The following is a 12,671-nucleotide window of genomic DNA, read 5'->3' as shown; positions in this document are numbered from 1 at the left end:
GGTCAGTACAATGCTGCCGAGCAATCCATCCTTGCCTCTCATGCATTCCTGAAAGAAGTCTTCGGCGGCTGACAGCGGCGACCGCCGGTTTGCACTCTCAGCGCTGCGCGTCTGTCGCCATCTTCAGCGCAAGAGCCGCCAGCACGGTTCCCATCATCCAGCGCTGGATGACCAGCCACAAGGGCCGTCCGGCGAGAAAGGTGGCGATTGAACCGGCCGTTACCGCGATGACGGCATTGACGCTGAGGCTGATCGAGATCTGTGTCGCGCCGAGCACCAGGAGCTGCGACAGGACGTGACCCTTGCCGGGGCTGATGAACTGCGGCAACAGCGACAGATAGAGCACGGCCACCTTCGGATTGAGCAGATTGGTCATCAGGCCCATGGCGAAAAGCTTGCGCGGCCGGTCCCTCGGCAATTCGCGCACTTCGAATGGCGAGCGTCCGCCCGGCTTCACCGCCTGCCAGGCCAGCCACAGGAGATAGAGCACGCCGGCAAAGCGCAGCGCATCATAGGCGTAGGGCACTGCGAGCAGCAGCGCGGTGATGCCGAATGCCGCCGCCAGTACATAGAAGACAAAGCCGAGCGCCACGCCGCCAAGCGAGATGAGCCCCGCCTTCGGCCCCTGCGACAGGGAACGCGAGATCAAATAGATCATGTTGGGGCCAGGCGTCAGCACCATGCCGAGGCAGACCAGCGCGAAGGCGAGATGATTGGCTGTTTCGGGCATCTGTTCTTCCCCAGCGCGCCGCGAATGGACGCGCGATCCGGCAGGCGGCCAAGATGTGCCTGTCCCGGGAGGCGCGCGCAAGTGCATGGCGGCGCCAGCCGTTGTTCCAGCCAGCCCCCGAAGCCTGAGGATCAGCCGACGATGCGCAGGTTCGACAATTCGTTGCCGATTTCCTTGAAATCGTTCGACAAGCTGGCGCCGGTGGCATTCCAGAACAGTTTTGCCGGCTTGCTCGCGTCCGTTGGATCCTTGCGGAAGCGCGAGTTCGACGAGCAGGATTTCAGCGCCTCGATCGCCTGCTGATCGGCGGTTTTGGTCGTCGACAGGTCGAGCGCCACCGTCATCACCATGATATTGGCTGCCTTGGCGTTGTTGCAAAGCGTCGCCATCTGCTCGTTGAGCGCGTTGGTGTAGTTGCCGTTCGAATAGTCGAACTGGCCAATGGCGCTCGATGTGCCCATGAACAGGCGGCCCACCGAAGTGCCGTTGTAGCCTGGGTTGAGATAGCCGAAGGACGCATAGGTCGATTTCGAATCGGCGGGGTCGGAATGGCTGAGCGAGGACGGCGTGTAGTAGGTATTGGCGCCGTCGGTCAGCACGATGACGACCTTGTCGTTGCCTCTCTCGGTTTCCGGGCGGCCTTGCGTGAACGGCTCGCCGCTCGAAACCACCCGCCAACCCCAGGCCATGCCTTCGGGAACATTGGTGCCGCCATCGGGCTTCATCAGGTCGATCGCGGCCTTGATCGCGGTAAGCCCAGTGGTAACGCTGACATCGGTCAGCGGCGTGATCGGGTTGGTGGAGCAGCTGTAGTTCGGCCCGTTGCCGGCGGCCAGCGCCGGCGCATTGATCGGCCTCGGTTGGAAATATTTGGACATGTTGCGCAGCCGGGATTGGCCGGTGCTGCTCGTCGGGTCGTCATTCCACCAGCTGTTGATGGCGCCATAGGTCGTCGGCGCGGCCTCGTCGGGATCCTGGGTGAGCCTCCAATGGTTGCCGGGTTCGTCCGGGGCGAACATCGGCACAAACATCGTCGCCGGATCGCCGACCCCTATGCCGGTGTTCGCCGAGCCGCCGGAAGGCGCCGCGTCGTTGACATTGTAGGGATAAGGCCTGGCCTCGACGCAGCCCTGCCAACTGGCGAACGGGCCATAGGTGTCGATGTAGTCGTATTCGTCGTGGTCGCGTTTGCAGGTGTTGTTCGGGTTGTATTCGTCGCACACCACGCGCTTGCTGTTGACGACACGCTCATGGTTGGTGACGACCTTCATGTCGCGATAGAGCGAAAACCGGGTCAGCATCTGGCCTTCGTCGGTTCCCCATCCGGTGCCGCGCTTGTACCAGATGCCGTTGGTCTGCTGGGCGTATTTGTCGGCTGCGTTCAGCGTCGACCAGTCGAAATTCTCGTTCGATACCGGCGACAATCCTTCGGTATCCATCCAGGGCGCATTGCCGTTGCCGGGCCCGACATTGACCGAGGCGGCAAACGGCACGAGGCCGAACTGCACCGGCCTGTCGACCTGCTTGATCATCGCCGCCTGCTGGGCCAGCGTGTCGACCAGCTGTTTTGCCGCGGTCTTGAGAAGGTCGATGCGCGTTTGCCCCGAGCCCGTTCCGGTCTTGGTCATCGACCCGGAATTGTCGAGTACCAGGGCGACTTCAAGAGTGTTCTTCAGCCGCACTTCCGAGGTGATGTTGAAGCTGATCCTCTGGTTGGCGTCGGTTTCGGATTTGCCGACGAGCTGGCCGAAGACCGGATAGAAATAGGGCTTGTAGTCCAGCCGCGCGGTCATCTTGAGCAAGCCGCCGCCGGTGGTGTTGCTTGGCAAGGTGACGGTGAGCGTCGTATTGGCGGGATTGATCTTGTTGAGGTTGGCATTGAAGAAGTCGAGCGCATAGGCCCTCAACTGGTCGTCGGTGGCACCCTCCGTCAGCCGGCGCGCCGTGGCGAAGTTTGCGGCATCGAGCGCGTTCGAAACCGCCTGTTTTTCGCGGCTCATCTCGGTGAAGTCGACGGCCATTGCCAGGGCGCCCATCAGCGGAACCATAGCGACGACCGTCATAAGAGCATAGTTGCCGCGTTGGTCGCGGCAGAACTGACGCCAAAGTCCATGCATGTCTTGGAGCGGCCCCCGCCGGCGGATTCTCGATCGACGCCAGCTTTCCACAAAACGCTGAAGGCCGGGTTTGGCAAATCGCTCTATTGCCGGGTCAGCACTTCACCAACCGCTAACCAATCGTGCCTGGCGAAAGCTGGTGACAGGCCGGAATGGTTCGGCTAATCCGAACCGGCTGCGGCGAACCGTCTGTCGTGGCGGTCGCAACGATCATGACTGAAGGAAACGGCATGGCGGATTCGCCTGAAATCATCGGCTCGCTCGAAGACGTGTCGAAGGCCTATTCGGCAATCCTGTGCGACGTCTGGGGCGTGGTCCATAATGGCGAAACGCATTTCCCTGTGGCGGCCTCCGCATTGGCAAGGGCTCGAGAGGCGAAAATCCCCGTCGTCCTGATCACCAATTCGCCGCGCAGAAGTGCCGATGTCGTGGCGCAGATGAACGCGATCGGTGTTCCACCGTCAGCCTACGACCGGGTGGTTACCTCAGGCGACGTGACCCGGGATCTGATCGCCGAAGGGCCGCGCAAGATTTTCCATATCGGCGCCGACCGCGACTTCACCCTCTATGAAGGTCTCGACGTCGAGCTTGTCGAGGAGTTCGAGGCGTCCGGCGTCGTCTGTACCGGCCTGTTCGACGACGAGGTCGAGAAGCCCGAGGATTACGCGGAGCTCCTGCGGCGGCTGCGCGCCAGGAACCTGCCTTTCATCTGCGCAAATCCCGACATCGTGGTCGAACGTGGCGAACGCATCATCTGGTGTGCCGGCGCGCTGGCGCGTGACTATGCCCAGCTCGGCGGCCGCACATTGATCGCTGGAAAACCTTACGCGCCGATCTACAATCTCGCGATGAAGGAGGTTGCCGAGATTCTTGGCCAGCCGGTCGAGCGCGGCCAGGTGCTGGCCATCGGCGACGGCATGATGACCGATGTGAAGGGCGCCGCCGACAATGGCTTCGATGTTCTTTATGTCTCCGGCGGTATCCATGCCCGCGACTATGGCGATGCCCTGCAACCGGATCCGGCAAGATTGGCGGCCTTCCTGGAAAAGCATGGCTATGGTCCGGTGGCCGTCATTCCCAGACTTCGGTAGGTGACGATGGCAGCCTTCCAGCGCATCCTGGCAACCGCGCCGCTTCCCGCCGACCTGCGCGGCGGCGTCGTGGCGATCGGCAATTTCGATGGCGTCCATCGCGGCCATCAGGCGGTGCTCGAGCGAGCCTCGGCGGAGGCAGGACGGCGCGGCGTGCCGGCCCTGGTGCTGACATTCGAACCGCATCCGCGCAAGATCTTCAGGCCTGATATCCCGTTGTTCGTGCTGACGCCGCCGCCGATGAAGGCGCGGCTGCTGTCGCTGCTGGGCTTTGCCGCGCTCGTCGAGCAGCCGTTCACGCGCGACTTCGCCTCGCTGTCGGCGGAAGCGTTCGTGACGGATGTGCTGGAAACGAACCTCGGCATTACTCACGCCGTAACCGGGTTCGACTTCCATTTCGGCAAGGATCGTCAGGGCGGCCCGGCCTACCTGATGGCGGCCGGCGAGCGTCACGGCTTCGGCGTCACGCTCGTCGACGCGTTCCGGGACGAGGGCGCCGAGGTGGTGTCGTCCAGCCGTATCCGCGGATTGCTGGGCGAGGGTGAAGTGGCTGAAGCCGCCGGTCTGCTCGGCTACCGGTTCACCGTCGAAAGCGAGGTGGTCGGCGGACAGCAGCTTGGCCGCACCCTTGGCTTTCCAACCGCGAATATGAGGCTGTCGGCTGAAGCCGCACTCAGGGAGGGCATCTATGCCGTCCGCTTCCGCCGCGCCGACGGCACGCTTCACGACGGCGTCGCCAGCTTTGGCCGACGCCCGACAGTCGACGACAACGGCGCGCCGCTGCTGGAAACCTTTGTCTTCGATTTCTCCGGCGACCTCTATGGCGAGGTTTGTCAGGTTTCCTTCTTCGGTTTCCTGCGTCCGGAGGTGAAGTTCGAGGGGCTCGACGCGCTGGTCGCGCAGATGAAGCGCGATGAAGCCGAGGCACGCGCGCTGCTTGCCGGCGTCAGGCCGCTCTCCGACCTCGACGCTGCGATGGCATTTTAAGCTACTTCTTCAGTGCCAGGCCAACGGCGATGAAGGTCCAGCCCTGGAAGATCAGATCGATCGCCAGGAACAGACCGAGCACCCACAGGCTGTTGACCGGCCAGCCCATGGCGATGATCAGGCCCGCAAGCGCGGTGATGACACCGGCAGCGACGATCCAGCCCCAGCCGCGTTCCGGCCGATGGCTGTAGCCGACCCAGGCCCTGAGCACCCCTGACGCGACCAGCGCAATCGCCAGCAGGAATGTCAGCACCGCCGAGGCAAGCAACGGATTGCCGAAAGCGAAGAAGCCGGCAACGGCGTACAGCAGTCCGCTGAGCAGCCAGTAGAAGAAGCGGCTCCAGGTCTTGACGCCGAACGCGTGCACGATCTCGATGATGCCCGCCATCAGCATCAGCCATCCCACGACGTAGACGGAAGCCACCGTGGCGACGAACAGGTTGGCGAAGGCAATGCCGCCGAAGATGAGCAGCAGCACACCGAGCGCGACAAACCATCCCCATTTTGTCCGTGTCTGTTCGATCGCGATTTTCAGGGCGTCGCCATGCAGGGTCATTGTCGCGGTCTCCATCGAGGGCTGCGGAATACTGCGGATGGAAGGTAATCCGGGCGCGGGCCAACGTCCAGTCGATGACCGGCAGCGGCATCGCGGCAAAGCGCGAGCGTATGTCTCGGGTTTAAATCAAATTTTACCAAACGGCCGTCAAAGCTGTCATCGGTAATCGTGTGTGTCGTGTTAGTGGAGTGGCCATGAGTCCGGTCGGAAGAATCTCTCTAGTGTTGGCCGCTGCGGTGCTGGGCGGGGCGGGCGCCGCCAATGCGGGCGAGGGCAGCTGGCTGTCCGGCGACTGGTATCTGACCGTTGGCGCCACCGGCCTGGTCGCGCCCAATTTCGAGGGCGGCAGGAAATACATGCTGAGCGCCCAACCCATCATCTCATTGGGCAAGGCCGGACCGGCGGCACGCTTTGTCTCGCGCAACGACAACATCTCGTTGGCGCTGGTCGACGATGGCGGTGTCCGCGCCGGCCTGACCGGCAAGTTCCTGTTTTCCCGCGACGACGACAACGCCGATGAACTGAAGGGCCTCGATCCGGTGCGCTGGGGCGGCGAAGTCGGCGGCTTCTTCGAATTCTATCCGACGGACTGGCTGCGCGCCCGCGCCGAGCTGCGCCACGGCATTCGCGCCCACAACGGCTTTGTCGCCGACATCGCCGCCGATGCCTTTTACGACGTGACGCCGACCGTCAGGATTTCGGGAGGACCGCGTGTTTCCTTCGCCTCTGGCAACTATTTTGACGCCTATTATGGCGTCAACGCGCAGGAGGCGGTGGCCTCGGGCCTGAGCGAATACCATCCCGGTGGCGGGCTGAAATCGACCGGCCTTGGCGGCGCCATAACCTGGAAGGTGACCGAGCCGATGACCGCCAGCCTGTTTGGCGAATATTCGCGCCTGATGGGACCGGCGGCCGATTCCAGCCTGGTCAAGGAGCGTGGCGACCGCAACCAGTTCACGGTCGGCGTGTCGACCACCTACCGCTTCGATTTCACGATGTAGGTGAATCGAACGAGAGACGCTTTATTCCTGCCGTGGCTTCGGCTAAAAGCCCAGCCATGACCAGCTTTTCGCGCCTTTTCGCGATCGCGATACGAATTACAGGCCCGGTGTTCCGGGTGGCCTGAGCGCCGCCGGAGCCGCCGGGAGTTTCTGCGCGCCCCTCGCGCTTTTTTCATAACATGATAGTTCACGCCCGAGCTTGTACGCCCGCCGGGCAATGCACATGGCAGACCAATGACCGACACAACTGAAACGATCGACTATTCCAAGACGCTTTATTTGCCGCAGACGGACTTCCCGATGCGCGCCGGCTTGCCGGAGAAGGAGCCGCTGCTGGTCAAGCGCTGGCAGGACATGGATCTCTACCGCAAGCTGCGCGAGAGCGCTGCCGGCCGCACGAAATACGTGCTGCATGACGGCCCGCCCTACGCCAATGGCAACATCCATATCGGCCATGCGCTGAACAAGATCCTCAAGGACGTCATCACCCGCTCGTTCCAGATGCGCGGTTACGACTCGAACTATGTGCCCGGCTGGGACTGTCACGGCCTGCCGATCGAATGGAAGATCGAGGAGCAGTACCGCGCCAAGGGCAAGAACAAGGACGAGGTACCGGTTAACGAGTTCCGCAAGGAATGCCGCGAATTCGCCGCGGGTTGGATCACAGTGCAGGGGGCCGAGTTCCAGCGCCTCGGCGTCATCGGCGACTTCAAGAACCCCTATACGACGATGGCTTTCCATGCCGAGTCGCGCATCGCCGGCGAGCTTTTGAAATTTGCCATGTCGGGCCAGCTCTATCGCGGCTCCAAGCCGGTGATGTGGAGCGTGGTCGAGCGCACGGCGCTGGCCGAGGCCGAGATCGAATACCACGACTATGAGAGCGACACGATCTGGGTGAAGTTTCCGGTCGCCAGCCTTGTCCGCCCCATTGACGATGGCCAGACCAAGCTGACGGAGGGCGCCCTCGATCTGCTGCAGGCCCACGTCGTCATCTGGACGACGACGCCGTGGACGATCCCAGGCAACCGCGCCGTCAACTATTCGCCGCGTATAAATTATGGCCTCTACGAGGTCACGGCAGCCGAGAACGCGTTCGGCCCGCAGCCGGGCGAAAAGCTGATCTTTGCCGACGCACTGGCCGAAGACTCCTCGGCCAAGGCCAAGGTCACCTTGAATCGTCTCCGCAGCGTCTCGGCGCAAGAGCTTGGAAGCCTTACGCTTTCACATCCGCTCAAGGGCTTGGGCGGCGGCTACGAATTTGCCGTTCCGATGCTCGCCGGTGACCATGTCACCGACGATGCCGGCACCGGCTTCGTCCACACCGCGCCCGGACACGGCCGCGAGGACTTTGACGCCTGGATGGACGCGGCGGTGGATCTGCGCGCACGCGGCATCGATCCCGCCATCCCGTTCACCGTTGACGATGGCGGCTTCTTCACCAAGGACGCGCCGGGTTTCGGACCGGACCGCGAGGGTGGACCGGCGCGCGTCATCGACGACAACGGCAAGAAGGGCAACGCCAACCAGGCCGTCATCGACGAGCTGATCAAGCGCAACGCGCTGTTCGCGCGTGGCCGGCTGAAGCACAGCTATCCGCATTCGTGGCGGTCCAAAAAACCGATCATCTTCCGCAACACGCCGCAATGGTTCGTTTATATGGACAAGGACCTCGGCGACGGCTCGACGCTGCGCAGCCGGGCGCTCAAGGCCATCGACGAAACCCGTTTCGTGCCCGCCGCCGGCCAGAACCGCATCCGCGCCATGATCGAGGAGCGCCCGGACTGGGTGCTGTCGCGCCAGCGCGCCTGGGGCGTGCCGATCGCCGTCTTCGCCGATGTCGACGGCAATGTGCTGAAGGACGAAGCGGTCAACCAGCGCATCATGGACGCCTTCGAGAAGGAGGGCGCCGACGCCTGGTTCGCCGCTGGCGCCAAGGAGCGTTTCCTTGGCAATCACGATGCCTCCAAATGGAAGCAGGTGATGGACATCCTCGACGTCTGGTTCGATTCGGGCTCGACGCATGTCTTCACGCTGGAGGATCGCCCTGACCTGAAATGGCCGGCCGACGTCTATCTCGAAGGCTCCGACCAGCATCGCGGCTGGTTCCATTCCTCGCTGCTGGAAAGCTGCGGCACCAGGGGCAGGGCGCCTTACGATACTGTCGTCACCCATGGTTTCACCATGGACGAGGATGGCCGCAAGATGTCGAAGTCGCTCGGCAACACCGTGGTGCCGCAGGACGTCATCAAGCAGTCGGGCGCCGATATCCTGCGTCTGTGGGTGGTGACGACCGACTACTGGGAGGACCAGCGGCTCGGCAAGAACGTGCTGCAGACCAACATCGATGCCTACCGCAAGCTGCGCAACACCATCCGCTGGATGCTCGGCACGCTCGCCCATGACGATGGCGAAGAGGTGCCGCTGGAGAAGATGCCGGAGCTGGAGCGGCTGATGCTGCACCGGCTGGCCGAGCTCGATGAGGTCGTGCGCTCGGGCTACGACGCTTTCGAGTTCAAGCGCATCACCCGCATGCTGCTCGATTTCATGGTGGTCGAGCTGTCGGCGTTCTATTTCGACATCCGCAAGGACGCGCTCTACTGCGACGCGCCGTCGAGCCTGAAGCGCAAGGCTTCGGTGCAGGTGGTGCGCCATCTCTTCGATTGCCTGGTGAAATGGCTGGCGCCGATGCTGCCCTTCACCATGGAGGAGGCCTGGCTCGATCGTCATCCCGACGCGGTCTCGGTGCATCTCGACCAGTTCCCGCAAATCCCGGCGGACTGGCAGAACGAGGCGTTGGCGGAAAAGTGGCGCCAGGTGCGGCAGGTGCGGCGCGTCGTCACCGGCGCGCTGGAGATCGCGCGCGCCCAGAAGGTGATCGGATCGTCGCTGGAAGCGGTGCCGGTCGTCACCATCAACGATGCAGCGCTCGAAGCGGCGATTTCAGATGTCGACATGGCCGAGATGGCGATCACCAGCGATCTGGTCATCGCGCATGGCGAGGCACCGGCTGGTGCCTTCGCGATCGACGACGTCAGGGGTGTCGCCGTGGTGGTCGAGAAGGCCGAGGATCGCGGCCTGTTAAAATGCGCACGCTCATGGCGCTACACCGCCGATGTCGGCCAGGATCCGGAATTCCCGGATGTTTCGGCCAGGGATGCGGCGGTGCTGCATGAATTGAAGGCGCTTGGCCGGCTTTGACAGGCCGGCCAGCTTGATCGGTGCACAAATGCCACGCCGGGCGGGTGAAAACCGCCCGCGCGTTGCCCTTAACGAGTGGTTGAGGTAAACACGCGAAACTCCGGAAGACAAATTGTCGCCGGATTTCCGTCGCAAGTGCTTGGACGATGGGGACCGGCCACGAGGCTGGTGGCAATCGAGAGGCTGTCTAGAGTGGGACTTTTTGGCATGACCGAGAGATATAATGCGCGCCTGGCGCTGCTGGCGCCGCTTGTCGCGTCGGGCCTCGCTTTGTCCGGCTGCATGGGCTCTCCGACCTACGGCACCGACAAGACCGCCGGCGAACAGCTGGCCGGCGATATTTCAGGCGCCTTTTCATTTGCGCCGAAGCGCAAGGAACAGATCGACTACAAGCCGCGTCCGACGCTTGTAAAGCCGGCGCCCGGCCAGAAGGAAGCGCTGCCGGCCCCGCAGGACAGCATCGAGACGGCGAGCGCCGAATGGCCCGAATCGCCCGAGCAGCGCCGCGCCCGCTTGCGGGCCGATGCCACCGCCCATCAGAACGACCCGGCCTATCAGTCGGAGATCGTCGACGACGTGCAAACCGATCCGGCCTCGGTGAAAAGGGCGATGGCGGAGTCAGGCTCGAGCCACCCGCCGGCATGGACACCGGCCGATTCCGACAAAGGCCGTGCCGCCGAGATCCAGCGTCGCCTCGCCGACAGCAAGCAGGGCGATCCGAACACCCGCAAATATCTGAGCGAGCCTCCAGTGCAGTATCGTGTCGCGGCCGGCACCGCGCCGCAGAACGAGCTTGGCGAGGACGAGTACAAGAAGGAACGCCGTCTCAAGAAAGAGGCGGAAGGCAAGAAGGGCAGCGGCTGGTTCGATTGGCTGTAAGAACACCGAATTGTGTCGCCGGGCGTAGCGCCCGCTTCAGCCGCGCCGCTCCCGAAAAAATCCTTTAAGCAGCAGGCCTGCTTCGGTCTCGCCCATGCCCGGATAGATGTCGGGCGCGTGGTGGCAGGTCGGCGAGGCGAAGAAGCGCACGCCATTGACCACAGCGCCGCCCTTGTCGTCGGCGGCGCCGAAATAAAGCCGGCGCAGCCGGGCGAAGGAAATGGCGCCGGCGCACATGGCGCAAGGCTCCAGCGTCACATAGAGATCGTGCCCGGTCAGCCGCTCGGCCGACAGTTTGCGGCAGGCTTCGCGGATGACCAGCATCTCGGCATGCGCGGTCGGGTCGGCAAGTTCGCGTGTGCGGTTGCCGGCGCTGGCGACAACACCAGCGCCGTTGGCGATGACGGCGCCGACCGGCACTTCGCCTCGCAAGGCGGCAGCTTCGGCCTCCTTCAGCGCCAGCGCCATGAAATCGGGCCGCTTCACGCGATTTCCACTCCGATTATCTCCTCGCCACCTGACGGTGATCCTGTTATGGAGCGCATGACATCGAAAATCGGGACTCGGTTTTCGAAAATGATCATGCGCCACATCAAAAGTGCTACAGCGTTCGTTGCGCGCCCGAAAGGATGCGCCACGCTGTAGCAGCGCAAACGGATAAAGGCCACATGGACGACAACGACAAGAAATTCCGACCCAGGAAGGGGCCGGCCAAGAGTGGGCCGAAAGCCGCGGGACCGCGCAGCCGCGATGGCGCCGCGGGCAAGGGCGGCAAACCGTCCTTTGGCGCCAAGAAACCTTACGCACCGCGTGGCGACCGGCCGATGGCTGCCGATGGCGAGCGGCCGAAGCGCGATTTCAAGGGCGGCGACAAGCCTTTCAGCAAAGGCCCGCGTCCCGAAGGCAAGCCTTTTGAGAAACGCGAGGGGCCGCGCAAGCCCTATGCACCGCGCGGCGATCGCCCAATGGCCGCCGAAGGCGAGCACAAGCCCTATGAAAAGCGCGAAGGACCGCGCAAGCCCTACGCACCGCGCGGCGATCGTCCAATGGCCGCAGAAGGCGAGCGCAAACCGTATGAAAAGCGCGAGGGGCCACGCAAGCCCTATGCGCCGCGCGGCGACCGCCCGGTGGCCGCTGAAGGCGAGCGCAAGCCCTACGAGAAGCGCGAAGGGCCACGCAAACCCTATGCACCGCGGGGCGACCGGCCGGCTGCGGCGGCAGCGGGCGGCGAAAAGCGCTTCGACCGTCCCAAGCGCGATTTCAGTGACCGCGCCCCGCGTGACGCCGTCGATCGCCCAAAGCGTGACTTCAGCGATCGCCCGAAGCGGGATTTCAACGATCGGCCGCAAGGCGCGTCAGGCGGCAGCTTCAAGCCACGCCCGCGTCCCGCCGAGGCTGCGGAAGAGGCAGGCGAGCGCATCGCCAAGCGGCTGGCCCGCGCCGGCCTCGCCTCGCGCCGCGATGCCGAGGAGCTGATTGCCGCCGGCCGCGTCAAGGTCAATGGTCGCGCTCTGACTTCACCGGCCTTCAACGTGATGCCTGATGACATCATCCATCTCGACGGTATGGAAATCCCGCCGATCGAGCGCACAAGGCTGTTCCTGTTCCACAAGCCGGCCGGCGTCGTCACCACCAACCGCGATCCCGAGGGCCGCAAGACCGTCTTCGACGTGCTGCCGGCTGAATTGCCACGGCTGATGACCATCGGCCGGCTCGACATCAACACCGAAGGCCTGCTGCTGCTCACCAATGATGGCGGCCTGTCGCGCGTGCTCGAACTGCCGGCCACCGGCTGGCTGCGCCGCTACCGCGTGCGCGTCCACGGCAAGGTCGAGGAAAGCGCGCTTGCCGGCCTGCGCGAAGGCATCGCCGTCGACGGCGTCTTTTACGGCGCCATCGAAGCGACGCTCGATCGCGAGCAAGGCACCAATGCCTGGCTGACGATCGGCCTGCGCGAGGGCAAGAACCGCGAAGTCAGGAACATCCTGGGTTCGCTCGGCCTCGACGTGACGCGGCTGATCCGTATCTCCTACGGGCCGTTCCAACTCGATGACCTCGCCGAGGGCCATGTGCTGGAAATCAAGGGCAGGGTGTTGCGCGACCAGCTTGGCG

The 12,671-nt window shown here is 63.7% G+C and carries 10 protein-coding genes; 6 read left to right on the top strand and 4 right to left on the bottom strand.

The features are described 5' to 3' along the window. Positions 1-97 precede the first annotated feature (97 nt). Both ENZ75_RS06270 and ENZ75_RS06265 read right to left on the bottom strand, forming a co-directional pair. A complete protein-coding gene (locus ENZ75_RS06270; RefSeq protein ID WP_024504845.1) occupies positions 98-730 on the bottom strand; it encodes a LysE family translocator in 633 nt (210 codons plus the stop codon). A gap of 131 nt (positions 731-861) precedes the next feature. Then, positions 862-2,847, bottom strand: coding sequence for a TadE/TadG family type IV pilus assembly protein (locus tag ENZ75_RS06265; RefSeq protein ID WP_027163218.1), 1,986 nt, complete (start codon positions 2,845-2,847; stop codon positions 862-864). 230 nt (positions 2,848-3,077) lie between these two features. On the opposite strand from ENZ75_RS06265, the gene ENZ75_RS06260 reads away from it, so the two are divergent. Further along, positions 3,078-3,938, top strand: coding sequence for a TIGR01459 family HAD-type hydrolase (locus tag ENZ75_RS06260; protein ID WP_063170199.1), 861 nt, complete (start codon positions 3,078-3,080; stop codon positions 3,936-3,938). A 6-nt stretch (positions 3,939-3,944) separates the two neighbouring features. After that, positions 3,945-4,925 (top strand): bifunctional riboflavin kinase/FAD synthetase, encoded by a 981-nt coding sequence (locus tag ENZ75_RS06255; RefSeq protein WP_063170200.1) that lies wholly within the window; start codon positions 3,945-3,947, stop codon positions 4,923-4,925. 1 nt (position 4,926) lies between these two features. Here the strand turns inward: ENZ75_RS06255 and ENZ75_RS06250 are convergent, their stop codons facing one another. Next, positions 4,927-5,481 carry an HdeD family acid-resistance protein gene (locus ENZ75_RS06250; RefSeq protein WP_013532362.1) on the bottom strand — a complete coding sequence of 185 codons (555 nt, stop codon included), beginning with the start codon at positions 5,479-5,481 and terminating at the stop codon, positions 4,927-4,929. Between the two features lie 194 nt (positions 5,482-5,675). Between ENZ75_RS06250 and ENZ75_RS06245 the strand changes: the two genes are divergently transcribed. The 3 genes from ENZ75_RS06245 to ENZ75_RS06235 all read left to right on the top strand — a co-directional run bounded on the left by ENZ75_RS06245 (position 5,676) and on the right by ENZ75_RS06235 (position 10,559). Next, on the top strand, positions 5,676-6,482 hold the full coding sequence (locus ENZ75_RS06245) for a MipA/OmpV family protein (RefSeq protein WP_024504841.1): 807 nt from the start codon (positions 5,676-5,678) through the stop codon (positions 6,480-6,482). Positions 6,483-6,716: 234 nt separating this feature from the next. Beyond that, positions 6,717-9,680, top strand: a complete 2,964-nt coding sequence (ileS, locus tag ENZ75_RS06240; protein WP_063167720.1) for an isoleucine--tRNA ligase — start codon at positions 6,717-6,719, stop codon at positions 9,678-9,680. A gap of 207 nt (positions 9,681-9,887) precedes the next feature. Continuing rightward, entirely contained in the window at positions 9,888-10,559 is a 672-nt protein-coding gene (locus tag ENZ75_RS06235) for a hypothetical protein (protein WP_013532359.1), read from the top strand. 36 nt (positions 10,560-10,595) lie between these two features. Here the strand turns inward: ENZ75_RS06235 and ENZ75_RS06230 are convergent, their stop codons facing one another. Further along, positions 10,596-11,045, bottom strand: coding sequence for a nucleoside deaminase (locus ENZ75_RS06230; protein WP_013532358.1), 450 nt, complete (start codon positions 11,043-11,045; stop codon positions 10,596-10,598). Positions 11,046-11,227: 182 nt separating this feature from the next. Between ENZ75_RS06230 and ENZ75_RS06225 the strand changes: the two genes are divergently transcribed. Then, the coding region (locus ENZ75_RS06225) for a pseudouridine synthase (protein ID WP_128277968.1) at positions 11,228-12,671 on the top strand (1,444 nt) is incomplete at its 3' end.

Source organism: Mesorhizobium sp. M7A.F.Ca.CA.002.04.1.1, assembly GCF_004022805.1.
Classification (GTDB): Bacteria; Pseudomonadota; Alphaproteobacteria; order Rhizobiales; family Rhizobiaceae; genus Mesorhizobium; species Mesorhizobium ciceri.
The sequence above is the reverse complement of the archived record's forward strand: the minus strand, read 5'-3'. Positions and strand labels throughout refer to the sequence as shown.